The sequence below is a fragment of the Arthrobacter sp. NPDC058192 genome (assembly GCF_042883665.1).
Classification (GTDB): Bacteria; Actinomycetota; Actinomycetes; order Actinomycetales; family Micrococcaceae; genus Arthrobacter.
In genome coordinates this window covers 61325-86757 of record NZ_JBHVVJ010000001.1, presented here as the reverse complement: position 1 = coordinate 86757, position 25433 = coordinate 61325, and the positions used below count along the sequence as shown (strand labels likewise).

25 protein-coding genes are annotated in these 25433 nt (G+C 65.9%); 14 read left to right on the top strand and 11 right to left on the bottom strand.

Annotated features, from left to right (window positions below):
- Positions 1-3: 3 nt before the first annotated feature.
- Genes ACFVVK_RS00470 through ACFVVK_RS00460 form a run of 3 tightly spaced genes read right to left on the bottom strand, consistent with a single transcriptional unit; the run spans position 4 to position 2833 of the window.
- A complete protein-coding gene (locus tag ACFVVK_RS00470) occupies positions 4-885 on the bottom strand; it encodes an ATP-binding cassette domain-containing protein (protein WP_390261889.1) in 882 nt (293 codons plus the stop codon).
- Entirely contained in the window at positions 861-1724 is an 864-nt protein-coding gene (locus ACFVVK_RS00465) for an ABC transporter permease (protein ID WP_390261886.1), read from the bottom strand. Before ACFVVK_RS00465 ends, ACFVVK_RS00470 begins: the two co-directional genes overlap by 25 nt.
- Positions 1721-2833 (bottom strand): ABC transporter substrate-binding protein, encoded by a 1113-nt coding sequence (locus ACFVVK_RS00460; protein WP_390261884.1) that lies wholly within the window; start codon positions 2831-2833, stop codon positions 1721-1723. The genes ACFVVK_RS00465 and ACFVVK_RS00460 overlap by 4 nt, the downstream gene beginning before the upstream one ends.
- Positions 2834-3397: 564 nt before the next feature.
- On the opposite strand from ACFVVK_RS00460, the gene ACFVVK_RS00455 reads away from it, so the two are divergent.
- Entirely contained in the window at positions 3398-4690 is a 1293-nt protein-coding gene (locus ACFVVK_RS00455; RefSeq protein WP_390261882.1) for an amidohydrolase, read from the top strand.
- A 48-nt stretch (positions 4691-4738) separates the two neighbouring features.
- Here ACFVVK_RS00455 and ACFVVK_RS00450 read toward each other — a convergent pair whose 3' ends face one another.
- Positions 4739-5731, bottom strand: a complete 993-nt coding sequence (locus ACFVVK_RS00450) for an alpha/beta fold hydrolase (protein ID WP_390261879.1) — start codon at positions 5729-5731, stop codon at positions 4739-4741.
- The gene (locus ACFVVK_RS00445) at positions 5728-7191 is read right to left on the bottom strand and encodes a DJ-1/PfpI family protein (RefSeq protein ID WP_390261876.1); all 1464 of its coding nucleotides are present in this window, start codon (positions 7189-7191) and stop codon (positions 5728-5730) included. The genes ACFVVK_RS00450 and ACFVVK_RS00445 overlap by 4 nt, the downstream gene beginning before the upstream one ends.
- A 112-nt stretch (positions 7192-7303) precedes the next feature.
- Between ACFVVK_RS00445 and ACFVVK_RS00440 the strand changes: the two genes are divergently transcribed.
- Entirely contained in the window at positions 7304-8332 is a 1029-nt protein-coding gene (locus ACFVVK_RS00440; RefSeq protein WP_390261873.1) for a GlxA family transcriptional regulator, read from the top strand.
- An 82-nt stretch (positions 8333-8414) separates the two neighbouring features.
- Here ACFVVK_RS00440 and ACFVVK_RS00435 read toward each other — a convergent pair whose 3' ends face one another.
- The 4 genes from ACFVVK_RS00435 to ACFVVK_RS00420 form a co-directional block, all read right to left on the bottom strand.
- Positions 8415-8783: a YybH family protein gene (locus ACFVVK_RS00435; protein WP_390261870.1), complete on the bottom strand. Its 369-nt coding sequence runs from the start codon at positions 8781-8783 to the stop codon at positions 8415-8417.
- Between the two features lie 327 nt (positions 8784-9110).
- Positions 9111-10610 (bottom strand): SulP family inorganic anion transporter, encoded by a 1500-nt coding sequence (locus ACFVVK_RS00430; protein WP_390261867.1) that lies wholly within the window; start codon positions 10608-10610, stop codon positions 9111-9113.
- Between the two features lie 325 nt (positions 10611-10935).
- Positions 10936-12315: an MFS transporter gene (locus ACFVVK_RS00425; RefSeq protein ID WP_390261864.1), complete on the bottom strand. Its 1380-nt coding sequence runs from the start codon at positions 12313-12315 to the stop codon at positions 10936-10938.
- Positions 12316-12787: 472 nt separating this feature from the next.
- Positions 12788-13351: a hypothetical protein gene (locus ACFVVK_RS00420; RefSeq protein WP_390261862.1), complete on the bottom strand. Its 564-nt coding sequence runs from the start codon at positions 13349-13351 to the stop codon at positions 12788-12790.
- Between the two features lie 331 nt (positions 13352-13682).
- Between ACFVVK_RS00420 and ACFVVK_RS00415 the strand changes: the two genes are divergently transcribed.
- Together ACFVVK_RS00415 and ACFVVK_RS00410 are read left to right on the top strand one after the other, a co-directional pair.
- Entirely contained in the window at positions 13683-14891 is a 1209-nt protein-coding gene (locus ACFVVK_RS00415; RefSeq protein ID WP_390261859.1) for an aspartate transaminase, read from the top strand.
- Positions 14892-14936: 45 nt separating this feature from the next.
- Positions 14937-15632, top strand: a complete 696-nt coding sequence (locus tag ACFVVK_RS00410) for a 4-carboxy-4-hydroxy-2-oxoadipate aldolase/oxaloacetate decarboxylase (RefSeq protein ID WP_390261856.1) — start codon at positions 14937-14939, stop codon at positions 15630-15632.
- Between the two features lie 152 nt (positions 15633-15784).
- On the opposite strand, the gene ACFVVK_RS00405 is transcribed toward ACFVVK_RS00410, so the two are convergent.
- Positions 15785-16027 (bottom strand): hypothetical protein, encoded by a 243-nt coding sequence (locus ACFVVK_RS00405; protein WP_390261854.1) that lies wholly within the window; start codon positions 16025-16027, stop codon positions 15785-15787.
- A gap of 122 nt (positions 16028-16149) precedes the next feature.
- Positions 16150-17100, bottom strand: a complete 951-nt coding sequence (gene nac, locus ACFVVK_RS00400) for a nitrogen assimilation transcriptional regulator NAC (protein WP_390261851.1) — start codon at positions 17098-17100, stop codon at positions 16150-16152.
- 391 nt (positions 17101-17491) lie between these two features.
- On the opposite strand from nac, the gene ACFVVK_RS00395 reads away from it, so the two are divergent.
- From ACFVVK_RS00395 to ACFVVK_RS00350, 10 genes are all read left to right on the top strand, one after another.
- Entirely contained in the window at positions 17492-18277 is a 786-nt protein-coding gene (locus ACFVVK_RS00395) for a LamB/YcsF family protein (RefSeq protein ID WP_390261848.1), read from the top strand.
- Between the two features lie 2 nt (positions 18278-18279).
- Positions 18280-19011 carry an allophanate hydrolase subunit 1 gene (locus ACFVVK_RS00390; protein ID WP_390261846.1) on the top strand — a complete coding sequence of 244 codons (732 nt, stop codon included), beginning with the start codon at positions 18280-18282 and terminating at the stop codon, positions 19009-19011.
- Positions 19008-20021 carry a biotin-dependent carboxyltransferase family protein gene (locus ACFVVK_RS00385; RefSeq protein WP_390261844.1) on the top strand — a complete coding sequence of 338 codons (1014 nt, stop codon included), beginning with the start codon at positions 19008-19010 and terminating at the stop codon, positions 20019-20021. The genes ACFVVK_RS00390 and ACFVVK_RS00385 overlap by 4 nt, the downstream gene beginning before the upstream one ends.
- Positions 20022-20162: 141 nt before the next feature.
- Positions 20163-20924, top strand: a complete 762-nt coding sequence (locus ACFVVK_RS00380) for an SDR family oxidoreductase (RefSeq protein ID WP_390261842.1) — start codon at positions 20163-20165, stop codon at positions 20922-20924.
- 66 nt (positions 20925-20990) lie between these two features.
- On the top strand, positions 20991-21929 hold the full coding sequence (locus ACFVVK_RS00375; RefSeq protein ID WP_390261839.1) for a 2-hydroxyacid dehydrogenase: 939 nt from the start codon (positions 20991-20993) through the stop codon (positions 21927-21929).
- A 63-nt stretch (positions 21930-21992) separates the two neighbouring features.
- The gene (locus ACFVVK_RS00370) at positions 21993-22763 is read left to right on the top strand and encodes an SDR family oxidoreductase (protein ID WP_390261836.1); all 771 of its coding nucleotides are present in this window, start codon (positions 21993-21995) and stop codon (positions 22761-22763) included.
- On the top strand, positions 22763-23836 hold the full coding sequence (locus tag ACFVVK_RS00365) for an L-idonate 5-dehydrogenase (protein ID WP_390261834.1): 1074 nt from the start codon (positions 22763-22765) through the stop codon (positions 23834-23836). The genes ACFVVK_RS00370 and ACFVVK_RS00365 overlap by 1 nt, the downstream gene beginning before the upstream one ends.
- Complete coding sequence (locus tag ACFVVK_RS00360; RefSeq protein WP_390261831.1) at positions 23833-24402, top strand: gluconokinase; 570 nt, start codon at positions 23833-23835, stop codon at positions 24400-24402. The genes ACFVVK_RS00365 and ACFVVK_RS00360 overlap by 4 nt, the downstream gene beginning before the upstream one ends.
- 132 nt (positions 24403-24534) lie before the next feature.
- Positions 24535-24891: a VOC family protein gene (locus ACFVVK_RS00355; protein ID WP_390261828.1), complete on the top strand. Its 357-nt coding sequence runs from the start codon at positions 24535-24537 to the stop codon at positions 24889-24891.
- Between the two features lie 33 nt (positions 24892-24924).
- Complete coding sequence (locus ACFVVK_RS00350; RefSeq protein WP_390261826.1) at positions 24925-25227, top strand: putative quinol monooxygenase; 303 nt, start codon at positions 24925-24927, stop codon at positions 25225-25227.
- Positions 25228-25433: the final 206 nt, after the last annotated feature.

Sequence of the window (25433 nt, the reverse complement as noted above, 5' to 3'; positions counted from 1 at the left end):
GGGTCAGAGGGCTGCGGCTGAGTGAACGGCCGTTGCGGCTCCTGCGGCGGCAGGTTCGTCGCCGGTGCTGACGGCTGTGTTGACTCCAAGGGCCTTGAGGAGGTCGCGGCGCAGCGCTTCGTGGCCGGCGGCGTCGGCGGCGGAACCGACCTGTGGTGCCACGTTGCGGACGGTGGCAATCCGCCCGTGGTCAAGGACCACGATCCGGTCGGCCAGGGCGATGGCCTCGTCCACGTCATGGGTGACCAGCAGGACCGCCGGGCGGTGCGCGGCCACCAGGTCCTGGAGCAGCCCGTGCATCTTGAGCCGGGTCAGGGCATCGAGGGCGCCGAACGGTTCGTCCGCCAGCAGCAGCTGCGGTTCACGGACCAGCGACCGGGCCAGCGCCACGCGCTGCTGCTCGCCGCCGGACAGCTGGTGGGGCCACGCCTGTTCGCGGCCGGCGAGCCCCACCTCGGCGAGGGCCCTGCGCGCCCGGGCCTCGGCGTCGTGCACCCGAAGGCCCAGGGTGACGTTGCCCAGCACCGTGTCCCAGGGCAGCAGCCGCGAATCCTGGAACACCACCGAGACGCGGTCCGGGACGTTGATGACGCCGCTGCCGCGCACGTCGTGATCCAGGCCGGCGAGGGCGCGCAGCAGGGTGCTTTTGCCGCAGCCGCTGGGGCCCAGGAAGGCCACGAATTCGCCGGGGGCGATGTCCAGGTCCACGCCGTTCAGCACGCCTTTGGGTCCAAAGCCGCGGATCAGGCCGCGCACCGACACGGCCGGGGTGGCCGCCCCAGCGGGTCGGGCGCCGGCGCTGGCTGCCCCGGCGGGCCGGGTGGCGGAGGGGCGTCCGACGGCGGAGGGGGCGGCGGCGGTCAGCCCGCCAGTGTGCGCTGCCATGAGAGGGCCTTTCGTTCGATGAAGCGGACGGCGCCGTCGGAGAGCAGGCCGAGGATACCGTAGACGGCCAGTCCGAGGACGATGATGTTGGTTTGGCCGTAGGTGCGGGCGAGCTCCATCATGTAGCCGATCCCGCTGGTGGCGTTGATCTGTTCCACGACCACCAGGGACACCCACGCGCCGGTGACCGCGAAGCGCAGGCCGAGGAAGAATCCGGGAAGGGCGCCGGGGAGAACCACCCGGCGGATGAAGCTTGCCCGGCTGAGGCGCACGGTCTGGGCCAGCTCGACGTAGCGCAGGTCGATGCCGCGCAGCCCCGCATAGGTCTGCAGGTAGACGGCGACGAAGACGCCCAGGGTGATGGTGAGGACCTTCATGGTCTCGTCGATGCCGAACCACAGGATCAGGAGCGGGATCAGGGCTAGGCCGGGGATGGCGCGTTTGATCTGCACGGGTCCGTCGATCAGCGCTTCGCCGACCCGGCTGAGTCCGGCGACGACAGCCAGCACGGCGCCGCCGACGGTTCCGAAGAACAGGCCCAGCAGGGCCCTCTGGGCCGAGATGGCGAGGTTTTCCTGGAGCCGGCCGTCGGCGATCAGTTCACCGGCGGTGGTCACCACGGTCCAGGGTTCGGAGAGGACCCGGGGGTCCAGGAGCCCGGTGGCCGAGGAAACTGTCCAGAGCAGCAGCAGAGCCGAGGGGCCCAGCAGCCAGGCGAGCCGCCGTCGTCGTCCCGGTCCCAGCCTCCTTCCGGTGGGCCGGACGTCTTCCCGGTCCGCGACGGCAGGGTCCCGGTGGGGCGCGACGGCGGGACGGTCCAGTACGGTGGCGGCGCTCACGCGGTCCCTCCCTTGGCGGCCGCGGCGAAGGCGGTGCCAGCGATGGCTTCGTAGCGCGTGTCGTAGAGGTCAGCAGCCTTGAGCTGGGGCTTTTTCTGTTCGCGGGACAGCAGGTCGATGGTCTGCTGGTGGCGGGCGATGCCCTCGGCCCAGGACGTGGGCAGGTCCCTCTTGCCGGCGGCCTCGATCAGGTACTGCCCGTCCTCGCGGGACAGGCCCTGGTCCTTGATGTAGTAGCCCTCCAGCCATTCCTTCGGGTGGTCTTCGATCCAGCGCTGGGCCTTGCCCCACACCGCGACGTACTTCGCCAGGGCGGCGGCCTTGGCGGGGTCGGCCAGGGCCTCGGCGGGGGAGTAGAGGAGGCTGGGATCGTCCCGGAGGCCATGGCGCAGGGTGGCCGCGCCGTCGTTCTTGTATTTGGCGAGGTACCGCTTGATCTGGACGCCGCCCAGCGGCGCGGCGTCCACCTGCTTGCTCGACAGCGCCGTGGCATAGGTGTCGCCGGTGCTGGGCAGTTCCACCAGCTTTACGTCCTCCTGCTTGAGGCCGGCCTTCGCCAGGATGCGCAGGACGAGGGCGCCCTGGGCCTGGCCGGGGCTGTAGGCCACTTTCTTGCCGCGCAGGTCCGCCAGGGAGTTGATGCCGGAGCCGGGGGCGACGCCGAGTTCGTACAGCGGGTGGTCCACGGCGTCCTGCCGGTAGGCGCTGGCGATGATCCGCACGTTCAGGCCGGTCCAGGTGGCGTGGATGGGCGGGATGTCCGCCACGGAGCCGACGTCGAGCGCCTTGGCCCGGAAGGCCTCCGTGGTCTGCGGGCCGCCGGAAATGTTGGCGAACTCCACGTTGACTCCGTCCAGCTCCTTGGTCAGGCCGGACAGTTCGAGGGCCACCCGGATGCTGGGGTCGCCCACTTTGATGGTGGTCCCCGCGGGGACCGAGGTGGCGAGCGGTGCCGGTGCGGCCAAGCTGGCTTGTGGGCTGCCGGCGGTGGCTGCCCCGCCGCAGGCGGTCAGCAGGCCGAGGGCGGGCAGTGCCAGGAGGGCGCTCAGAGCCCGGCGCCGGGTGACTTTCGCTCCGGTAATTGTGCGATTGGAAGACGTGAAGAACATGGCGGCCTTTCGGGACGGTGAAGGGGGACAAACGGGCACAGCGGAGCTGGCCCGGGGAGTGTCCGGGCGGGGAAAGGAGGGGAGGTTGCGCCGGGCCGAGGGGTGGCTGACAGCGGTTGGCGGTCCTGCGATTGCGTTCGTGGTGGGTCCATGTTGCTGCGGCCTGGCCTTGACCGTCGAACCACCTAAGCACGGCTCCCGCGGTCTTGGCCAGCACTCGGCAACGGAGGCTAAACAGGACGAAACGGCGCTACATATGGCGCCATGCTGGGGGCGGGCCGGGCAACCCGGCGCCATGAACTGCAATGCAGGTTCATGTGACTTGAGGTGTCGCGGAGATGCTCTTGGATGCGGCACGCGCTCGTCGGCTGGCGGGGCTATCGTCGGCTGGCGCGACCGTTTCCGGGCCCGGCGCCGCCCTGCTCTCCTTGTTTGGCACGTCGCTTCGGTGGATACTCTCAACGGAGCCAGGCATACCGGTCGATGAAGGCAAAGCGGGCGACGGGCCGGCCGGGGCCGCCGGTAGCGGCCTCGATCACCGCGTCAGACAGGGGAGGTACGGAAATGAGGGCAGGTGACGGCGCCACGGACCGGGGTCCGGCGGCCTTGGTACTCTCCGGGCAGAACGGTATTGCGGCCTGGCAGGAGGACCTCTACCGGGCACTTCACCGGCACCCGGAACTGGGCAACCAGGAAGTCGAAACGGCCGCGACAGTGGCCCGGCTTCTGACCGGGTTCGGTTTCGACGTCCGAGAGAAGATCGGCACCACCGGCGTCGTCGGCATCCTGGAAAACGGCGACGGTCCGACTGTGCTGGTGCGTGCGGACATGGATGCCCTGCCCATGGCCGAAGAAACCGGGCTGCCGTATGCAAGCACTGATACCGCGACCGACGACGCAGGGAACACCACCCCTGTCGCTCACGCCTGCGGACACGACGTTCACGTCGCGAGCCTCCTGGGGGCTGCCCGGCTGATGGCAGCCGAACGAACGGCCTGGAGCGGAACTTTCGTCGCACTCTTTCAGCCGGCCGAGGAGCTGGCGGATGGGGCCCGCCGGATGGTCGAGGGCGGACTGGCCGGCCTGATCCCGAAGCCGGACGTGGCCCTGGCACAGCATGTGCTCGCGTTTCCGGCCGGTAGGGTCGGAACGCGCCATGGGGCGGTCCTGTCCAGCGCGGACAGCATGAGGATCACCGTGTACGGGCGCGGCAGCCACGGTTCGATGCCGCAGCTATCGGTCGACCCCGTGGTGCTCGCGTCGATGATCGTCATCCGCCTGCAGCAGATTGTGTCGCGCGAGGTCGCGCCGGGGGAGTTTGCCGTACTCACGGTCGGACGGATCAGCTCAGGATCGAAGAGCAACATCATTTCGGACCGTGCGGTGCTTGAGCTGAACATCCGCACCTTCAACAGGGGCACCCGCGAGCTGGCTTTAAACGCCATCAAGCGGATCGTGACCGGTGAATGCCTGGCATCAGGATCGCCGAAGGATCCCGAATTCGAGCTCTATGATCGCTACCCGGTGACTGAGAACAACGCGGGCGCGACGGACAGGGTTTCCTCGGCCTTTCGGGAGTACTTCGGCGATCAGGCCTTTACCATCGGCCGTCAGTCAGCCAGCGAGGACTTCAGTGAGATTCCGAACGCCTTGGGTGTGCCCTACACCTATTGGGGAATCGGCGGGACCGATCCGCAGCTGTATGCGAAGGCCGAGGCCGGGGGCACCATCTTGACCGACATCCCCGCCAACCATTCGCCGAAGTTTGCTCCGGTCATCACGCCAACACTGCAAACCGGCACGGCGGCTATCGTGGTGGCTGCCTGCGCCTGGCTCGGCCGCTCGCCGGACGCCTGATCGAGGGTCTCAGGACGTAGGCGGCAATACCGACGGCCGTCAGATACTTCAGCGCATCCTGGTGCCCAGGAAGGCTTTGATCTTGGCGGCCATGACCGGCGCTTGGGTCCAGTGCAGGTAGTGCGCGCCGGGGAGCGTCACGATCTCGTGGTGGCGGACGTTGCGGAGCAGGGCCTCGTGCCGTGCCGGGTCCGCAGGGGTCTCCTTCGCCGAGGCGAGGAACGTGAGCACGGGCACACCGTCCGGGTAGCGCAGGGTTTGCACCTTGCGGGCGTTGTCCGCGATGCGATTGGTCTCGTCGAGAACGGAAGGGTTGCCGAAATTCCAGTTGGTCATCAGGCGCATCTGGTCCCGTTCACGCTGGGTGTAGGCGGTGCCGTCCGGTTCCACCAGGCTCGGCACGAGCATGCTGGCCCAGCGGAGCAGCCCACTCGCGGCGATGAGACGTTGCCAGTTGATGCCGTCCGCGGGGACGCTGGTCTGGTCTGCGGGGATGGTCTGGGCGGCGGGCGCGGTGGGGTCGATGCCGACGACGGCCGCGACGTCGTTCCGGTACCGGTTGGCATAGGCGAGCGTGTAGAAACCTGCGATGGAATGGCCCGCGAGAACATACGGCCGGGGAACGTCCAGTTTCGCCAGGGCCTGATGCAGTTCGGACGTGATGTTCTCGACGGTGCGCTCCACCGGGGGCTGGTCGCTGTACCCGTAGCCGAACCCTTCGACGACGATGACGTCGTAGTCTTCGAGCTCACGGATGAGGGGCGCGAAGTCCAGTGCCGGCGCCGGCGTGCCGAGGCCGCCGAGCAGCACGATGGACTGCCCTGTCCTGCTGTTGCCTGGCGTTCTGAATACGTTGAGGGCGCCGTGGCTTGTTTGCACGCTCTGCCCATAGGGAGCAGTTGCGGACCGCTCAGCCTGATTCAGTGCGAGGTTCGCGGCCGTGGAGGTGACGAGGAGGGCTGCCACCATGGCCACCGCCACGCCCAGCGTGCGAAGGCTGCGGAGCGGTGCCCCGATCCGCGCTAGTGCGGGGGCGGTCATGACCGATCCTTTCCTGCGGTATGTGCGGGCTCTGGTGTGCGTGCCTTCCGGGCTGAACGAACGACGCCGGCGCGCCGGAGAACGGTGGGCAGCGCGCCGGCGGCCGCTGCGAGGGCGACTGTCATGACGAACAGCCAGGCGGAGCGGGTGTCGGGGCTAGTGCCGTTCAGGTGCAACTGGGCGGTGGGGTAGTCGATAAATTTCGCGGTCGTCATTGTTGTGCTGTTCCCGGCGCGCCCGGCCAGCTCCTCGAGGGCGGCGTCGAAGGCGCCTCGCTGGCCCGACGATTGGGGCAGCACAGTCGTGGCAAGCTGCTGGCTCCCGGCCCAGGACAGGATGCGGGCGTCGTGGGCGGCGGACCCCGGAAGGATCAGCCGGTCCGGATTCGGCCCAAGGGATGCAAAGGGCGTCGTGAGCAGGACCAGGCCGTGCTTGGTCGTTACAGTCGGGCCCGCCGCGAGGGCGACCGTGCGGGCCGCGCCCGAGACGGTGTACACCTCGAACGCGGCCACGGCGTCCAGCTCGCTGATGCCGTCCGTCAGCCCGATCCCCACCGTCGGCCGGAACCAGGGGAGGGCGGCGTTGAGGACGACGGGAGCGTCGCTGAGGTTCAAGGCCTGTTCGGAGATCGCCTTGCCCGTGGACGTTGACCAGCCCGGGTATCCGATCTCGGCGCCCACCCGTGCAGCTTCGGATTCCCCGGCGAGATCGTGCACCAGCTGCAGAGCGCCGGGGATCCCGGAGGTGACGCCCGCCGTCGTCGTGATGCGGCCGTCCTGAACGAAACGCTGGCCGGTGACCCACTGCACGGCGGCCCTGCTCTCGCGCAGCGAACTGATCCGTGACCAGTGGGACGTGGCGCGGTGCCCGTCGAGCACGCCGGCCTCCGCGAGCAGCATGGACCCGGCGCAGACCCCCAAGATCCGAATGCCGCGGGCCGATTGGCGGGCAATCCAGGACCGGGTGGCTGCTTCGTCGTTGCCACTTGGATCGACCACGGCCGGCACCACCAGCAGGTCCGGTGCCGGCGCCCTGCCGGCGTCGATGTCGCCGAACGTGGTCGCCGGGACCACAGCGGGGGCACCTGCAAGCTGAACGGGTAACCGGTCGGCTGCGACGGTTGTGACAGTGAACCGCGGGGACCTGGCGAAGACGTCGTAGGGGGCAAGCACGTCGGCTGCCTCGGTCCCGCTGCCGCCCAGCACGAACGCGACCCGGATGGTTCCGGCGCCGGCAGCCGGCCCGGACATGCTGTCCCGTGTCCCCGCGGGAACGGCCGGCCTACGCTCCAGGCCGTTGTCGCGACCGACGGCGGCGGCGCCGGCCACCAGGACTCCGGCGAGTGTGGCGCCGGCCAAAGCAACAGCCAATGCGGCCCGCATCAGTCGCCGGGCCAGAGCCTTGGCCCTGCGGCGGCTGGCTGGAGGGGAAACCGGTGCTGAAGGTTGAAAGCTGATCATGGGGCTAAGACTGTCAACACGCAGCGGCGCCGGGGAGTGGCAAAAATAGCCACTATGAAAAGGATTCTGCAAGCAGTGATCCCAACAGGTGCGGCGTGAGTACAGTGGCCTCATGCATCGTGTCGTTGCCCTGGCTCTGCCGGATGTCGTCGCCTTCGACCTTGCCATTCCCGCGCACGTATTCGGCCACGAGGACGAACGGCAGCTGTATTCCTTCCAGGTCTGTGCGCCCGAGCCCGGGCTGGTCCCCACGACGTCCGGGTACGCCATCCACGCCGCGGCCGGGCTTGAGGCCCTTCTTTCGGCCGACACCATAGTTGTGCCCGGGTTCAGCCCGCTCACCGACCCTCCGGCCAGCGTCTGCGACGCGCTCCGTGAGGCGGCCGAAAACGGAGCCCGGGTGGTGTCGGTCTGCACCGGCGCATTCGCTCTGGCCGCCGCCGGCCTCCTTGACGGCAAGCGCGCCACAACGCACTGGCGGAACGCCCAGCGCCTGCAAACCATGCACCCGGCTGTCGACGTCGACGCCGGGGTGCTGTACATCGACGAGGGCGGCGTCAGCACCAGCGCCGGTGTCGCGGCCGGGATCGACCTGTGCCTGCACCTGGTCCGCAGGGATTACGGCACCGAGGCAGCGAACCGCATTGCCCGGCGGATGGTCGTGGCCCCCCACCGTGAGGGCGGGCAGGCACAGTTCATGGAACGCCCCGTAGCCGCGCCGCTGACCCACTTCGCCGAAACGTGCGCCTGGGCCAGGCAGCATCTGGCAGAGCCGCTAACCGTCGTCGATATGGCCGGTCACGCCGGCTGGGCGCCGAGCAGCTTCGCGCGCAAATTCCTGGCTGAGGCGGGAACGACGCCGCTGCGCTGGCTGACCAGCCAGCGCCTTGCCGAGGCGTGCCGGCTGCTGGAAACGACCGATCTGACCGTGCAGGCAGTCGCGGATAGGACGGGCTTGGGAACCTCCGCGAATTTCCGGCTCCATTTCATGCGGGAGCTCAACACCACGCCCTCCAGCTACCGCCGCCTCTACCAGGGCCGGAACCGGCGGGTGACGCGACGTGAAGCACTTCCCGCCCCGGCGGCCATATCTGCTGCGCTGGAGCAGGGAACCGTGGCAGATGCAGACAACCAAGATTGACGCACGGTGCCCGCAGAACCCGCCCGGGTTAGCGGGCATTGGCCGCAGCTTTTCGACATGTTGGGGTTTGGAGCAGCGCGATTCAAGTCGTGCCAAAGGGATTGTCGATGGCCAACTTCCATCCCCGGCTTCCCTTGCGCAGGACGTCGGCAGTTCTGCCTTGGAGGTCCACGTCGCTGCCGTCGGCCGCGGTTCCCTTGATGGCCCATTCGGCGATGACCAAGGCGAGGTCGCCCGCGACGTAGACATGGCGAGTGGTGACGCTGATGGGCAGCCCTGCCTGAAGGAATCCCTTCAGGGCGTTCAGGCTGTCTTCACCCGTGGTGAGTGTGCCTGGCTGTGGGATCAAGACCCCGTCAGGCTCAAAGAGTTCCATCATTCCGTCAGCGTCCCGGGCGTTGAAGCGCTCGGCCCATGCGGCATGAAAAGTGTGCGGATCGGCTATTTCCACGGTTCCCTCCCAGGTTTCCGGTCGCTCTGAGGCGGGTAATGTACCAGCCGTCGGTTTGCGGAATCTAGAGGCTAACTGTGGCACCTGAAGAGGTGCCTTTGCTCTTTAGAGAGTGACGTACGGCCGTAGGCCGCGAAAGCAGATCTCGCGAATTCGGTGAGGACCAGGGGAGGCCAGCGCGCCGACGCGGAATCGAGCCGCTATGGGCGAGCGTCCCGGCCTGTGGCGGACAAAACCTGCTAAATCATTGCGGGGTGACTCTTTCGTGATGTCCGAAAGCCTAGTCGCCACAGCATTATTGTCCCGCTTCTTTGCGTGCGCTCGAAGTCAGGCGCCCAGGTGTCCGGTGAGGCGGCGGTGGAAGCCGGTGCTGCGCTCATCGAGGCCTTCAATTGCCACTGTTGCGCCGTGGTCCGCGTACTTCGTCTCGATGGAATCGAGCGCTGCGACAGTTGAGGCGTCCCAGATCTGGGCGCGGCTGAGGTCGATGGTCACCGAGGCGGGATCGTCGGCGTACGCGAACTGCTCCACCAGGTCATTGCTGCTTCCGAAGAACAGCGGCCCCACCACCCCGTAGCGAACGCTATCGCCGTCGTCCGCCAGGGTGCGCTCCACGGTGATGACGTGGGCCACCCGGCGGGCGAACAGCACCATCGCGAGGATGACGCCCACCAGCACACCTTGGGCCAGGTTCCCAGTGAGGACCACGACGGCGACGGTGACGGCCATGACCAGCGTCTCCGGTACCGGCATCCGCTTCAGGGTGGACGGTTTCACGCTGTGCCAGTCGACGGTGGTCACGGCGACCACCATCATCACCGCGGCAAGGGCCACCATGGGAATCTGGCCCATGATCGAACTGAGCCCCGTCACCAGTGCCAGCAGGAACAGCCCGGCCACGAGCGTCGAAATGCGGGTGCGGGCCTGGCCGGTCTTCACGTTGAGGACGGTTTGACCGATCATGGCGCAGCCGGCGATGCCGCCGTAAAAACCGGCAAGGATGTTCGAGACGCCCAGTGCCCAGGACTCGCGCCCCTTGTGGGAAGGGGTGTCCGTGATGTCGTCCACAAGCTTGGCCGTGAGGAGGGTTTCCATCAGGCCCACGAAGGCCACGCTGAGTGCGGTGGGCAGGACCAGCTGGAAAGTCTCAGCGCTTACTGGGAAGAGGAACGGCGTGATCCCGGGCAGCTTGCCCGTGAGCGGGCCCTCATCCGCGACGTCCGGAACGGTCAGGCCGGCGATGATGACAATCGCGGTCACGACGACGATGGCCACCAGGGGCGACGGGACCACCTTGGTGAACCGGGGCAGGATGAAGATGATGGCGAACGTCAGGGCGAACAGGGCGTAGGCGAGCCAGGGCACATTGAGGACGTGGGGCACCTGCGCCATGAAGATCAGCACACCCAAGGCGTTGACGAACCCGATCATCACCGACCGCGGGATGAACCGCATCAGCCTCGCCAGCCCGGCCAGGCCAAAGACAACCTGGATCACGCCGGCAATGAGCACCGTGGGCAGGACGTACTCGACGCCGTGCTCGTGGACCAGCGGGGCGATTACCAAGGCGACGGAACCGGCAGCCGCGGTCACCACACCGGGGCGGCCGCCCAGGATGGACATGGCCACGGCCAGCACGATGGAGGCCACAAGGCTCACCATGGGATCGACGCCGGCCACGATCGAAAACGAAATAACTTCCGGGACGAGCGCCAGGGTGGTGACCATCCCCGCCAGGACCTCGCGGCTGAGCTGCCGCGGGGAACGCAGGGCGGTGAGGACGGTGATCGGTTGCCGAAGGGGGCGGGTACGGTCAGCGACGGCCAAGGGGCGGCTCCAGGGGACTTGGCTCTGGGAGAGCGGTGTACAACGTTCGTGCGCGCCACGATGCGCAGGGGTCCAGCCCGGCCATGGAAGACAATGGGGCTGGAGAAAGAATGCGCCAGGGATTCTCGGCTGCAGACTGAGGTGACGTAGAGTTCTCCATCGGCTAGGCGGGCATTACGCGAGACATGAAGACCTCTTGGTCGTGTATGCGGTAACCACGAAACCAAGAGGTCTTCACTTGTTCACGATGTAACCAACGTCTTGAACCTTACAGCTAGTGCGCGATCAGCTCAGGGGCGACAACCCGGCACTTCTGCATTCCAGGCTAACCAGCGAGGCCGTGGGTAGCTGTGCCCGTGGAAACGGTCGCGGCCGTGAGGACGGCCTTCTCCCGCTCGCCCTGCTGCACCTCGTCGAGTTCCTTGAGCGTGTACTTCTTGGTCTCCTTGGCGGTGAGGGCTGAGATTCCTGCCAGGACCATGAACCCGAGGGCGACCATGGACGGCCCCACCCAATCTTTCAGATCGGGGCCAGCGAGTGCTGTCGAGAGAACGGGGCCGATGACGCCCGAGATGGCGAAGCCGATCTGGGTGCCAAGGGCGAGTCCGGAGACGCGCAGCCGGCCGGGGAACATCTCTGCGAAGAACGAGGGCCAGGACGCGTTGACCATTGAGTAGAAGAGGGAGTAGTTGATGATGCCGAACAGGAAGATCAGCGACCAGTTGCCGGTCGTGATTGACCACAGGTAGGGCACCATTGTGATGCCTGCACCGCCCGTTGCGATGAGGAACATCGTTTTGCGGCCGATCTTGTCCACAAGGAATCCTGCCAGGGGCGTGATTCCGAGGGCGATCACTGCCGAGACTGTGGTCGTCAGGAGCATGGTCGGCTTATCCAGCTTGTATCCGGCGGTCCCGAATGCCACCGAGAAGGTTTGCATCATGTAGCTCGTGCCGGCGATGAGCGCACAGAATACGATCCGCAGCACCGCGCGCCAGTGGAAGCGCAGGAGATGCCTGAGGGGGGCAACGTTCACCTTAGCGGCCTGGGCCTCTACGAACTCAGGCGGCTCCTGGACGTGACGGCGAATCAGGTACGCAGCGACGACTACGACGGCGGACGCCCAGAACGGAAGCCGCCAACCCCAGCTCAGCAACTGCTCCGAGGGCATGGCGGCGATAGGGATGAAGACCAGCAGGGTGAGCAGCGTACCCGAGGAGGAGCCCAAAGTGGTGAAGCTCGCGAGGAAACCACGACGACCCTCGGAAGCATGCTCCAGGCTCATGGTGATGGCACTGGGCTGCTCGCCGGAAAGGCACAGTCCCTGGATGACGCGGATCAGCACGAGCAGGATCGGAGCAAGAGGACCGATCTGGGCGTACGTCGGCAGGCACCCGATCAGGAAGGTACAGCCGCCGATGCCGAACAGTGTGATCATCATGACGAACTTGCGGCCACGGCGGTCACCCATCGGCCCCAGGATGAGGGAGCCGAGGGGGCGTACCGCGTAACCGACCGCGAAAGTGATCATGGCGAGCAGCACGCTGATGCCCTGAGGCAACTCGGGCGAGAAGAAGAGCACGTTCAGAACCAACGCAGACGAGGTGCCATACACCGCGAAGTCGTAGTACTCCAACGTCGTGCCGATCCAGGCCGCGACTGCGGCCCTGACCGGGGTCTTCCTGGGAAGTGTGGTTTCTGTCATTTCGTCTCCATTGGTGATGGGTGAACACCGGTTGCCGCTGCACCTGGGCTCTCGGAAAGAGATCTCGAGTGGAATATCCGGTTGATCCTGCTGTGAGCTCTCTCGCAAGTCGTGTTTACGGCTTTGCGGACCGGCCCCAAACATCAAGTTAACGTTTGCGGTGTGGGTCACACAAAGTCGCCTTTTATGTACCTACATAGCGATTCGTTATGGCACAGAGTCGAAGAACGGGAGATCTGGACAACGGGAAGCCCCGCGTGGAACGGGGACGCCTTAGAGCTGTCCTCCAGCCCTGGGCTTGGTCTTCTGCACCCGGCTGCGAATGGCGGGCGAGCACTTCGGTGCTGGGGCTCACGAGGGCGGATCCGCTGGGCGGCGGGAATTTGTTCGTCGGCGCCGACGAGGATGATCCGTTCCGCGAGTCCTCTATCCTAGGGCGGAAGACGGCTGGCAGCGGACCAGCCGGGACGGATCATTCTGGCTTGGCCACACCCAAGTTCACGCCCTTGGTCACTTTTCGGATCTCGTCGGACTTCATGCCGCTTGCCCCGGCAAGTTGGTAGTCGTCAAGGAGCCGGGATTTCCTGGCCTGGGCCAGTACCTGCGTGCGTTCTTCTTCCGCGGCACTCCGGGTGCCCTCGGCTGCCGCCAACTCCACGGCCAACCCTGCAATGAGGTCAAGATGCCCGCTTCGGGTTTGGCCCGACGGGTACAGCTCGCCGCGTGCCACCGCGGCAGACCGGATACTGGCGGCAGGCAGGCCGGCGGCCTGTGCGACGGCAGCCACCTTCACGCCATCACACAGGGCCTGGGCGACGCAGTCACCCAGCTCGGTGGTGAGGGCACGCACCCTGCTGGACCGGAGCGCGATGGTCGTCCGCAGCTGGACCAGCATGGCCAGGGCTTGTTGGGCGCGGGCCCTGGCGGGGTCCGGCTTCGGGACGCCCCGGTACCGGTAGGCCGTCACGCCGTCCCCAACCGTCCCGGTGCCGGCTGTACGCGGAAGTATCCGTTCCTGACTCTCTCTGCCCGGCATCTCTGCTCCTTGTCTCCGTTGGTGCTTCCATGTCAGCCCGGCTTCCCGCCGGTAAGGGCACCTTTCCCGCGGTTCGCCCGCCGGCCTGAAAGGAACGTCGCCGGGCCGGCGCTGTGCCTTATTAGGGTCCGTTATCCACCCTGCAGGTTACGCCGCGGGCAAGCCCGGAAGGCAATACCGAAAGTGCGTGGAGCAATACATGAAAGTTCTGGCTGCTCCGTCATAAGGGCTGCTTATCTGTCCACGCACTTTAGGTCTTATCCAAGAGGACGGCTCCTTCCCTAGGCTCGAATGAACCAACCTCATCCGTACCGGAACCCTGGAAGAGAACATGCCTGAATTCGTGCCCGCATCACGCGTAACCCGTATCAAATCCTCGCCCAGCGTTGCCGCGGCGGCCCGTGTCCGGGAGCTCAAGGCCGAGGGCCGCCGGATCCTGGACCTGACTGTCGGCGAGCCGGATTTCGATACGCCTCAGCACATCAAGGACGCTGCCATCGCAGCCATCGGCCGTGGTGAAACCAAGTACACATCGGTTACCGGAACGCCCGAACTGCAAAAGGCCATCCTGCAGACACTGCAGCGCAAAACCGGCCAGCAGTACACGCCTGCCGAAATCACCGTCGGAGGCGGCGGGAAGCAGGTCATCTTCACCGCATTCATGGCCACCCTGGACCAAGGCGACGAGGTTGTCATCCCCGCCCCGTACTGGGTCTCCTACCCGGACATGGTGCTCGCCAACGAAGGAACCCCTGTCATCGTTTCCTGCGGCGAGGACACCGGCTTCAAACTCACCCCTGAGGCTCTGGCAGGGGCACTGACGGAACGCACCAAGTGGGTCATCCTCAACACGCCCTCCAACCCCACAGGAGCGGTGTACTCCCGGGAAGAACTGGCCAGCCTGGCCGCCGTCCTCAAGGACCACCCTGCCGTCTACGTCCTCACCGATGAGATCTACGACGAGATCCACTTCGGCGAAGAGCCCATCACCAGCCTGGTGGCCGTTGCCCCTGAGCTCAAGGACCGTGTGCTGGTCACCAACGGCGTTTCCAAGGCCTACGCCATGACCGGATGGCGCTTGGGCTATGCCGGTGGGCCACGGCCCCTGGTGGCTGCCATCAACAAGCTGCAGTCCCAGATGTCCTCCTGCCCGTCCTCCATCAGCCAGGCCGCTGCCGCCGCGGCACTCAGCGGAGACCAGACATTCGTCCGCGACAGCGTGGACGTGTACCGCGATCGGCGCGATGCGGCAATCACTGGGCTGAACGCCGTCAACGGCCTGCAGTGCACGACGCCGGAAGGCGCCTTTTACGCATACGTCAACTGCTCCGGGCTCATCGGCAAAACGACGCCCGATGGCAGGCAGATCACCAACGACGAGGACTTCACGCTGTACTTGCTGGAAGCGGCGTCTGTTGCCGTCATCCAGGGTTCGGCGTACGGACTGAGCCCCTACTTCCGGATTTCCTACGCCACCGGGCTGCCGGTGATCGAGGAATCCATTGCTGCCATCGAAAAGGCCGCCAAGGCCCTGTCCTGACCCAACCATCCGATTGCCCACGCTTTTCACCAACAGGAGCACCCCATGATCCACGTCAAAACGAAATTCGACCGGCCTTCCGAAGATGCCGTTCAGCGGCTTTCCAAGTTCTCCTCCGCCACAGTGCATGAAGCACAGGGCCGCAAAGGGGCCCTGAGTTCGAAGATCAAGCCCATCGACCGCAGCATGTCCTTCTGCGGGCCCGCCGTGACCGTCGTCTGTGCCCCGCGGGACAACCTCATGCTCCAGGTGGCCATCCATTACGCCCAGAGGGGCGACGTGGTCCTGGTGGCCGCCGGTGAGTACGAGGAAGCCGGGACGTTCGGCGACGTGCTGGGCAACGCCATGAAGGCAAAAGGCCTGGCCGGTATGGTCACGGATTCCGGTGTCCGCGACACCAAGGACCTGATTGAACTTGGATTGCCGGTGTTCTCCGGCAGTGTCTGCATCAAGGGGACCGTCAAGGAAACCATTGGCCCCATCAACCATCCCCTGGTGTTCGGCGACGAGATTGTCTACCCGGGCGATGTCCTGCTGGGTGATGCCGACGGTGTGGTCGTGGTCCGCAAGGATGAGATCGAGGAAGTCATTAAGCTGTCGCAGGCACGCGTGGACGCTGAGGACGACCTCATCCGCCGCTACAAGGAAGGCGGCACCACCATCGAGTTGTGCAAACTGACGGAGGTGCTGAAGGCCAAAGGCCTGCTGGTGGAGGACGCCGAACTGGAGCCAGCCCTGTAGTCACGCATTCCATGGATTGCTGGGTACTTGTCGTTTTGACTCTTCCTTCTAACGGCAAGTTCTCAGCATTCGACACGGTTAAGCCAAGAGGCCCGGGGTTCCTTTCGGAACTCCGGGCCTTGCCTCTTGCCGCTTTAAAGTCGATGTGCCGATCAGTTCACGCCGGGCAGCAGGTGGGCCGGCGGTCCCACCTGTGCGTCGTCCAGGTACCACATGGTGGAGCCGCGCCTGCCCGAGGGCATCATGCTTCCCTCGAACACGAAGATGGGCTCGGTGGCGGGTCCGTCCTCGGGACGCCAAAAACCGTTGGTGGGGCAGTGGGAACCAGTGCTGGCTTTCAGCTGGATTCTTCTGTCAGCTGCCTTCCGGTACTGCGGGCTGGTGATCTTCTTCATGGCTGGGCTCCAGGGAATTTGTTGCCGCGGTATCACCTTTGGCGAAACCTTTATGGCTTTTATCCTAGAACTTACGCAATTCCCTGAATAAGACTAAAGCGACGTGATCTGATAAGGCCTGCTTATGATGCCTCGAACGGTGTGGTGGGGAGCGGGGAATATTTACTCCGGAGCATTTCCTGCAGCATTTCCTTGAGTACCAGCAGGACGGCGGACGCGGCCTCCGACAAGGGCTCATGGTCGGGCGTGCACAATGCAATCCTGCACTGCAGTGCAGGCTCGACGATCCTCAGGACCCGGAAGTCCTCCTCGTGGAACAGGGCGTCCGCGGCTGACTTGGGCAGGATGGTGGCCCCGAGGTCCGTGCGCAGCAGCCGGGTGAGGGAGGGTACCGATTCCACCTCGCCCACCAGCTTCAGCTTCAGGCCCCTGCTTTCGATGCCCGCCTGAACCACCTGCCGAAGGGTGTGGATCTGTTCCGGCAGGAAGAGCCCCACGGCAGCCACCTCTTCCAGGTTGATGGTGTCCGCGTCCGCCGCTACCGGAAGTTCCCGACGGGAGTTCGCAATCAGGTACAGGTCCTCGATGATCAGGGTGGTGAACTGCACCCCCCGGATGGACCCCGGTTCATAGATGAGCGCCATGTCCAGCCGGCCGTTCTTGATGGCCTCACTGAGCACGCCGCCGTAAATCTCGGTCAGGTGCAGCACAATGTCGGGGTAGCGGCGGCCCACCTCGGCGATGATGCGCGGCGTCAGGCTCGAGGCCATGCTGTAGGGGGCGATGGCTATGGACACCCGCCCTGACGGTGCAGCGCCTGAGGCGGCTACATCGATTCTGGCCTGCTCCACGAGCCGGAGGATGGTCTGCGCGTGCCGGTAAAGGGTATGGCCGGCCGCTGTGGGCTCCACGCCCTGCTTGCTGCGGATCAGGAGCCGCTGTTTCAGTTCCGTTTCGAGGGCGGCCACCTGCTGGCTCAGCGCGGGCTGGGCCACGTGGAGGGCGGCGGCGGCCTTGGTGATGCTTCCTGAGTCGACGATCTTGACGAAGTACGCCAGCTTCCTGGTGTCCATAGCGCTCCTCTTTCAGCGGGGACGGCACAGCATGCGGGGTCATACGTTGGCGCTATGGCGGGACAGGCATTACGTCTTTGTGTGATCCGAGTCTCGGGCATAGGTTAATTGCAGATGACTTTCCAATGACCAGAACATTCTATCCCCGCCTAAGCCATCGCCGATTTTGATGGCGGCATATGTTTTTTGCATAAGCAGGTAAAGGGCTTATTTGCAGCACCGTTTTTATAGTCACGAAACAAGGTCGCGTAGATTCTTTGGGCCGGTGCCAATAGCGCCGGCGAAGGTCATAACTGTTCCCTATAGCGTGATACCGAACTCGTCTTTGTGTGGCTCATATCCCGATGCCACACTGATTTACACCGGCAGTACCAGCAGAGGAAGGCCCGTAATGCCCACAGTCGATCTCGTAGCGGATCTTGGTGAAGGTTTTGGCGCCTACTCGATTGGCGACGACAAAGCCCTGCTGGAGATTTTGTCCAGCGCCAACATCGCCTGCGGCTTCCACGCAGGGGACCCTGACATCATGGACGCCACGGTGGCTGAATGTGTCAGGACGGGAGTCGGCATCGGCGCCCATCCGAGCTTCCCGGATCTCCGCGGCTTCGGCCGCCGGGCCATGGACCTCACAGCTGACGAAGTCCGTACCGACGTCATCTACCAGCTGGGAGCCCTCTCAGCGTTTGCCGCCTACCACGGCGGTTCCGTCTCCCACCTGGCACCGCACGGCCGCCTAGGCAACCTGGTGGCCACCCGGGCGGACTATGCCCGAGCCGTAGCGGATGCCGCCGTCCGGGTGGACCCGAAGCTGATCATCCTGGCGCAGGACGGTGAACTCGCCACCGCGGCGGCGGAGCGCGGCCTGCGGGTGGCGATCGTTGGCATCGCGGACCGCGCCTACCAGGATGACGGCACACTGGTGCCGCGCAGCCAGCCCGGCGCTGTAATCCACGACCCCTCCGTCATCGTCGAACGCACTGTGCGGATGGTCTGTGAAGGACTCATCGAGACTGCCTCCGGCAGGGACATCGCCATCCAGGCAGACACGGTGCTGCTGCACGGCGACAACCCGGGCGCCGTCGAACTGGCCCGCCTGATCCGCAGCGAACTGATTGCCGCGGGCGTCACCATCGCCCCGCTCGCGCAGGTCCTCGCGGCCAAGCAGAGGGTTTCCTGACAATGGCCACCACAACGACGACCTGCCGGACAACGCTGGACATCTACGAGTCGGGCGACGCCGCCCTGCGCGTGGTGGCACGGTCGGATGACGCGGACACGAGCTGGTCCACCGTCCACTCGTTGGCCGGTTGGCTGGCCGCCGCCGGCGTCGACGGCATTTTCGGCGCCGTTCCCACCTATGATTCCGTCCTTGTCGAATTCGACCCCTATGTCACGTCCGCGCGCCAGGTCCGGGCGTTCGTCCTCCTCGGCATGCGTCAGCTGGACTTCACTGGCACAGCCATGCGGGAACCGCGCCGTTTCGAGGTGCCCGTGGTTTACGGCGGTGAATACGGACCCGACCTGGAACGCGTTGCGGAACACCAGGGCCTGGACGTTGAGGACGTCATCGCCCGGCATACGGCCAAGACCTATGTCATCCGCTGCCTGGGCGCGCCGGCAGGATCTCCCATGATGGACGGGCCGGACTTCCCGGTCCCCGTGCCGCGGCTCAAGGATCCGCGGCTGTCCGTTCCCGCGGGTGCCGTATCCGTGGCCGGACGCCAGGCCGTGATCGCGCCCGCCGTGGCACCCGGGGGCTGGTGCGTCATCGGGCAGACTCCCCTAACGGTCCTGGACGCAGCACGCGAACCCCTGGTGCCTTACGTCCCCGGGGACGAACTGCGCTTCCACCGGATTCCCGCGGAGGACTTCGGAAACTTCGCCGGGCAGTTCCTGAAGGCCCGGCCATGACCGGTTCACTGATCATCCTCCAGCCCGGCCACTCAGTGGTCACCGATCTCGGCCGGACGAAGGGCCCCGCCTACGGACTCCCCGTCAACGGCGCACTGGACCAGTATTCCGCCAAGGCGGCGAACATCCTCGCCGGCAACGAAGACAACGACCCGCTACTGGAGCTCACTGCGCTGGACTTCCGGATGCGCGCCACCACCGACCTGCTGATCGCCGTCACCGGAGCGCCCCTGAACCTCACCGTGGGTGGGCATGACTGCCCTCAGTGGGAACCGGTATCTGTCCGAGCCGGCGAAGTCGTGGCCGTACGGGGAATCCGGACCGGACTGCGCGCCTACATCGCCGTCCACGGATCCTTCACTGTCCCCAGCCTGCTGGGCAGCTGCGCCCCGGACACTGTTGTGGGCTTCGGGTTGAAGCTCGTGGAGGGCTTTCGCCTCGAAACGCGAAAGACCACGGCGCCCATCACCCAGCCATACTTCGGCCTGCCGCTGTTCCGGCTCGGCCTTACCAAACCCGTCTTCACGACCAACCCGGTCATCGATGTCACCGACGGGCCGGACGTGGCGGAATTCGGGGACACGGCAGACCTGCTGTTCACCACGCAGTACACCGTTAGTCCCCGCAGCAACCACATCGGGCTGCGGCTCGGTGGTGCCCTGCCCGAGCGTCAGCTCACGTCCGAAGTGCTCTCCCGCGGCGTCCCGGTCGGGGCCATCGAGGTCCCGTCCCGGGAGGAGCTGCTGGTGCTGCACCGGGGACGGGGCGTGACGGCGGGCTACCCGGTCCTGGCAGTAGTCACGAGCCGCTCACTGGACGTCCTGGCGCAAGCCAGGCCCGGACACGCCATCACCTTCAGAAAGACCACTGTGGCTGAGGCAACAGCCATGCACCGCACCGCCTGCCTGGAATTGGACAGGCTCCGGAACACCATCAATACAATCTTCGGACTCCTCGGCATCGGCGCCGGTCACCGCTGGCACGAACTCAGCCCAGCGTCAGGAGCCTGAACCTCGTGAATGCTTTTCCCGCCGCCACGGACCGCGCTCACGAACCGCTACGCGATCCCTAACCCCTGCCAACCCGGGGCTACTACGTCCAACCCATTGCCGGACGTAAGAGCCCGCCCGTTCCGTCTTTTTGGAGTACCAATGCCTTTTTCCGACTACACCACCGCCCTTGTCACCGGAGCCTCCACCGGCATGGGGGCCGCTATCGCCGAACGGCTGGCCAAGCGCGGCCTCACCGTCCACGCCGTGGCCCGCAACGAAGAACGCCTCACTGAGCTTGCCGACCGTACGGGAGTAGTCCCGCACGTGGTGGACCTGACGGACACCGCCGCCCTGACCGCCGTCGTCAATGACCTGAAAGTGGACGTCCTGGTGAACTGCGCGGGGGTGTCCCGGCCCGGTAACATCCTGGATTCCTCCGAGCAGGACATCGACGAACTGGTAGACGTTAACCTCCGCGGGCTGCTGCAGCTCACCCGGCTGGTCCTGCCCGGAATGGTGGAACGGGACCTCGGCCATGTCGTCAACATCAGCTCCATCGCGGGCACCTACAACTTTTACGGCCACACGGTCTACCACGCCACCAAGGCAGCGGTGCACCAGATTTCCCGGCAGCTGCGAAACGACACCGTGGGCAAGCGGATCCGCGTCACCGAAATCTGCCCCGGCCGCGTGGAAACAGAGATCTTCGGCCGGAATATGGGCGGCAGCCCGGAAGCCATGGAAGAAGCCTGGCAAACGTACTACGAGGGCTACGAGTCGCTGACCACCGACGACATCGTCAACGCCCTGGACTACGCGATCGAAACCCCCCGGCACGTCAACGTGGGCATGCTGGAACTCATGCCCACGTTCCAGGTCCCCGGCGGCCTCACCTTCGACCGCCGCGGGGACTCGGACTAAAGCCGCCCCCGTGACGCCCAAACCCGACGAACTACTTTCCGACCGCCCAACCGATAGGCCCTCCAGATGCAGTTAGTACGAACCGTCAGTTTTCCTGAACCCCAGCTCCTCGCTGACCTCACGCCACTCCCCGAAGGACTACGGGGCGTGGTGTGGGACATGAAGGACGAGCCGGGGGAGGAGCTTGGCGGCATCGACGGTGTCATCCTCCCGTACCTCGACGCCGGGGCAGTAATGGGTTCCCTGAGCAAGGTCCCGGACCTTAAGTTCGTGCAGACGCAGTCAACAGGGTACGACGGCGTCTGCGAGGCCGCCGGCCCGGGCGCCGCTGTGGCAAACGCCTCGGGCGTCCATGCAGCTGCCACCGCTGAGCTGGCCGTGGGACTCATCCTTGCCAGGCTGCGTGGCATTGACGAGGCCGTCAAGGACCAGCAGACCGAAAGCTGGAAGCCGCAGCGCCGCCAGTCCCTGGCAGACCGCAAGGTCCTGCTGCTGGGCATCGGCGGGATCGGCAAGGAACTGGCCCGCCGCCTGGAACCCTTCGAGGTCACCATCACCCGGGTGGGAAGCACTGCCCGCACGGACGCGGACGGACAGGTCCACGGCCCCGAGGAACTGGTGGCCCTTGCCGCGAACCACGACATCCTGGTCTCTGTCCTGCCCCTGAACGACAGCACCCACCACTTGGTGGGCCGCGACGTCCTGGCCGCCCTGCCCGACGGAGCCCTGGTGGTGAACGTGGGCCGCGGCGCCGTGATCAGCACCGAGGCATTGACCCGCGAAGTGGTGTCCGGCCGCCTCCAGTGCGCCATCGACGTCGTCGATCCCGAGCCGCTGCCCGCCGGCCACCCCCTGTGGGCTGCGGAGAACGCCCTCATCACCCCGCACGTGGGCGGCAACGCCTCCGCCTTCGAGCCACGCATCCTCAAACTCCTGAAACAGCAGCTCGAGGCGCTGGCCGCCGGCCAAACCCCGGCCAACCTCGTCCAGCAGGGCCCGTTCTAAGGGCCGCCGGGATCTGATGCAGGCAGCGGCGCGAAACGACAAGAAAGAGGGAGTAACCACGACATGACAGGGCTTTTTGATCTCACCGGGCGCGTAGCCCTGGTCACGGGTTCGAGCAGGGGCATAGGTTCGGCCCTTGCCAAGGCGCTGGCCAACGCCGGAGCAACAGTAGTGCTCAACGGTGTGAACCCGCAGCGGCTCAAGGACGCCGAGGCGGCCATGGCGGCGGATTTCCCGCCGGGCCGGATCCACAGCATCGCGTTTGACGTCACCGACGACGACGCTGCCGCCCGCAACATCCGCTGGATCGAGGACAACGTGGGCCCGCTGGAGATCCTGGTGAACAACGCCGGCATCCAGCACCGCGTCTCCATGCTCGATCTGGACGTGGCTGACTGGGAACGAGTCCTCTCCACGGACCTAACCAGCGCCTTCCTGGTGGGCCGCGAGGCCGCCCGGCACATGATCGGCCGCGGGCGCGGAAAGATCATCAACATCTGTTCTGTCCAGGCCGACCTGGCGCGTCCCACCATCGCCCCGTACATCGCGGCGAAGGGCGGACTGCGGAACCTCACCCGCGCCATGACCGCCGAATGGGCAGCTTCCGGGCTGCAGATCAACGCCGTTGCGCCCGGCTACATTCACACCGAAATGACCCAGAACCTGGTCGATGACGAGGAGTTCAACTCCTGGATCCTCGGCCGTACGCCGGCGCATCGCTGGGGCACCGTGGAGGACCTGGCCGGACCCGTGGTGTGGCTGGCCTCTGACGGATCGAACTTCGTGAACGGACAGACCATCTTCATCGATGGCGGAATGACGGTGGTGGTCTGATGGCTTCAATCACAGAAAAACTCCCGGCAACCGGCCCGGCCCTGGTGGCCCATGCCGCCGGCGACCTGCGCATCGACGAGGTCCCGCTGCCCCAGCCGGCACCCGACGAAGCGGTGGTCGAGGTCCTCTACGGCGGCATCTGCGGCTCTGACCTGCACTACTGGCTGCACGGCGCGGCGGGGGAGTCCATCCTCAAGGCGCCACTGGTCCTGGGCCACGAAATTTCCGGCGTGGTGGTGCGCCCGGCGGCAAGCGGAGAAGGGCCGCAGGCCGGAACCGCCGTCGCCGTCCATCCGGCAACTCCCGGTCCCGGCGCCGCGCGCTACCCGGAGGACCGCCCCAACCTGTCACCCGGCTGCACCTACCTTGGCAGCGCCGCCCGCTACCCGCACAACGATGGGGCCTTCAGCCGGTATGTCACGCTGCCTGTCCGGATGCTCCGCCCGTTGCCGGACAGCATTGACCTGCGCACCGCGGCGCTGATCGAACCGGCCTCAGTCGCGTGGCATGCCGTGTCCAGGGGTGGGGACGTCCGCGGGAAAACTGCGCTGGTCATCGGCTCGGGCCCCATCGGAGCCCTGACCGTTGCCGTCCTCAAGCGCGCAGGCGCCGCCCGCATCACCGCCGTCGACTTGCACCCCAAGCCGCTGGAAATCGCCACAGCCGTCGGCGCGGATGAGGTGATCGATGCCGCAGACACCGAAGCCATCGCCGCCGTCGAGGCCGACGTCGTGATCGAATCCTCCGGCAACCACCACGGGTTGGCCTCTGCCATCAAAGGCGCGGTACGCGGCGGAACAGTGGTGATGGTGGGCCTGTTGCCCACCGGCATGCAGCCGGTTCCCATCTCACTGGCCATCACCCGCGAACTGCAGCTGCTGGGCTCGTTCCGCTTCAACGACGAGATCGACGACGTCATCACCGCCCTCGCCGACGGCTCCCTGCACATCGAGCCCGTCATCACGCACGAATTCCCGCTGGCCGACGCCCTCCACGCGTTCGAGGTGGCCAAGGACTCCACCAGCTCCGGCAAGGTTCTCCTCTCCTTCGGCGATGCCGGGCAGACCCAATGAGCGGGCATCTGCCTCCCTTGGTAGTGATGGGTGTGTCCGGCTGCGGAAAGTCCACCGTCGGCGCCCTCCTGGGGCAGCGGCTGGGCATGCCGTTCTTTGACGGGGATGATTTCCACCCGGCAGCCAACAAGCAAAAGATGGCCGCCGGGGTTCCGCTGACGGACAGGGACCGGGAGCCGTGGCTTGCCCGGCTGGGTGAGTTGCTTGCAGCGAAGGCCGACGGCGGCGCGGGAGTACCTCCGATTGTTGCCTGCTCCGCGCTGAAGCGCCGGTACCGGGACCTCCTGCGCAGTCATGCACCGGATATTGTCTTCGTCCACCTCGCCGGCACTGAGGCAACAATCGGCGCACGGATGGACGCCCGTTCCCACGAATTCATGCCGCGCGCACTGCTGGAATCCCAGTTTGCCGCGCTGGAGGACTTGGCGGCGGACGAGGCCCACGTTCTCGGCGACATCACCCAGCCCCTGGACATCTTGGCCGAAACGCTCGAGCTGAAGCTGAAGCCCGCGGATGCAGTCATGACTGGAGCCGATGACGCTTCCGGAAGTCCCCCAACTGCGTGAAGTAGGAGAGGGTTTCCTCCCCGGCTCAAGCCGCGGAACCCGCGCCACAGGACACAGAAGCCACCGGCAGCTCGCCAATATCGTCTAGCAAACCGGGTGCAATCCGCCGGAAACGGCCCTAGAGTGTTGGCCATGGCTATCGCACGCTTCCCGGCCGTCGTGCTGGACTGTCCTGACCCCAAGGCCCTGGCCGAGTTCTACGGCGCCCTGCTCGATTGGAAGGTCGAGCTAGACGACGACTGGTGTTCCGTCCGCGCCGAGTACGGCGATTCGCTGAGCTTCCAGAAGGTCGACTCCTATACGCCGCCGCAATGGCCCGGCCAGGACGTACCGCAGCAGATGCACATCGACGTCGTGGTCGACGATCTCGACGCCGCCGAGGCTGCAGTGCTTGAGCTCGGCGCGACCAAGCACCAACACCAGCCGGGAACGTCGTTCCGGGTGTTCCTTGACCCGGCCGGGCACCCGTTCTGCCTCTGCCTGGACTAACCCCAGGCGTTATCAGCGGGAGTCCGTAGGGCTATGACCTTTGCCAATGTGGGAACGCTCGGCGCTGTCTCAGGGAAGCGCGACGAGCTGGTGCGCCACCTGACGCAGCGCAGTGAGACGCTCCGGCGGATCGGCTGCCTTGCTTACGAGGTTGGAGTCAACGACGACGACCCGGACACCGTGTTCGTGATGGAGCTGTGGGAGAGCGAGGAGGCCCACAGGTCCTCCCTCACGCTGCCGGAAGTCCAAGAATCCATTACCGTCGCACGCCCGCTACTGTCCGGCACGTTCGGAGGGTTTCGATTCAACGTTGTCGGGTCGCCGCTTCGCGACTGACATGAACCGATGTGGCGCTCGCGGGGGGTTCCCCCATGAAAGCTGGACGGCCCGCCCCTTTTGGACCTCCCGGTACTTGGATACCTGACCGCCTCCATGCTTTCGTCGCTGACTGGCCAGTGTCGATCCCGGGCGAGGAACACGGAGACGTCGAGTACGCGATCTCCCGGCATGAATGGGAGCTAAACGGAGCAGTCTGATGGGTG

Coding starts and splice junctions, on each gene's coding strand:
- ACFVVK_RS00470 (WP_390261889.1), bottom strand. CDS start 885: ATGGCAGCGCACACTGGCGGGCTGACCGCCGCCGCCCCCTCCGCCGTC.
- ACFVVK_RS00460 (WP_390261884.1), bottom strand. CDS start 2,833: ATGTTCTTCACGTCTTCCAATCGCACAATTACCGGAGCGAAAGTCACC.
- ACFVVK_RS00455 (WP_390261882.1), top strand. CDS start 3,398: ATGAGGGCAGGTGACGGCGCCACGGACCGGGGTCCGGCGGCCTTGGTA.
- ACFVVK_RS00450 (WP_390261879.1), bottom strand. CDS start 5,731: ATGACCGCCCCCGCACTAGCGCGGATCGGGGCACCGCTCCGCAGCCTT.
- ACFVVK_RS00445 (WP_390261876.1), bottom strand. CDS start 7,191: ATGATCAGCTTTCAACCTTCAGCACCGGTTTCCCCTCCAGCCAGCCGC.
- ACFVVK_RS00440 (WP_390261873.1), top strand. CDS start 7,304: ATGCATCGTGTCGTTGCCCTGGCTCTGCCGGATGTCGTCGCCTTCGAC.
- ACFVVK_RS00425 (WP_390261864.1), bottom strand. CDS start 12,315: ATGACAGAAACCACACTTCCCAGGAAGACCCCGGTCAGGGCCGCAGTC.
- ACFVVK_RS00420 (WP_390261862.1), bottom strand. CDS start 13,351: ATGCCGGGCAGAGAGAGTCAGGAACGGATACTTCCGCGTACAGCCGGC.
- ACFVVK_RS00415 (WP_390261859.1), top strand. CDS start 13,683: ATGCCTGAATTCGTGCCCGCATCACGCGTAACCCGTATCAAATCCTCG.
- ACFVVK_RS00410 (WP_390261856.1), top strand. CDS start 14,937: ATGATCCACGTCAAAACGAAATTCGACCGGCCTTCCGAAGATGCCGTT.
- ACFVVK_RS00405 (WP_390261854.1), bottom strand. CDS start 16,027: ATGAAGAAGATCACCAGCCCGCAGTACCGGAAGGCAGCTGACAGAAGA.
- nac (WP_390261851.1), bottom strand. CDS start 17,100: ATGGACACCAGGAAGCTGGCGTACTTCGTCAAGATCGTCGACTCAGGA.
- ACFVVK_RS00395 (WP_390261848.1), top strand. CDS start 17,492: ATGCCCACAGTCGATCTCGTAGCGGATCTTGGTGAAGGTTTTGGCGCC.
- ACFVVK_RS00390 (WP_390261846.1), top strand. CDS start 18,280: ATGGCCACCACAACGACGACCTGCCGGACAACGCTGGACATCTACGAG.
- ACFVVK_RS00385 (WP_390261844.1), top strand. CDS start 19,008: ATGACCGGTTCACTGATCATCCTCCAGCCCGGCCACTCAGTGGTCACC.
- ACFVVK_RS00380 (WP_390261842.1), top strand. CDS start 20,163: ATGCCTTTTTCCGACTACACCACCGCCCTTGTCACCGGAGCCTCCACC.
- ACFVVK_RS00375 (WP_390261839.1), top strand. CDS start 20,991: ATGCAGTTAGTACGAACCGTCAGTTTTCCTGAACCCCAGCTCCTCGCT.
- ACFVVK_RS00370 (WP_390261836.1), top strand. CDS start 21,993: ATGACAGGGCTTTTTGATCTCACCGGGCGCGTAGCCCTGGTCACGGGT.
- ACFVVK_RS00365 (WP_390261834.1), top strand. CDS start 22,763: ATGGCTTCAATCACAGAAAAACTCCCGGCAACCGGCCCGGCCCTGGTG.
- ACFVVK_RS00360 (WP_390261831.1), top strand. CDS start 23,833: ATGAGCGGGCATCTGCCTCCCTTGGTAGTGATGGGTGTGTCCGGCTGC.
- ACFVVK_RS00355 (WP_390261828.1), top strand. CDS start 24,535: ATGGCTATCGCACGCTTCCCGGCCGTCGTGCTGGACTGTCCTGACCCC.
- ACFVVK_RS00350 (WP_390261826.1), top strand. CDS start 24,925: ATGACCTTTGCCAATGTGGGAACGCTCGGCGCTGTCTCAGGGAAGCGC.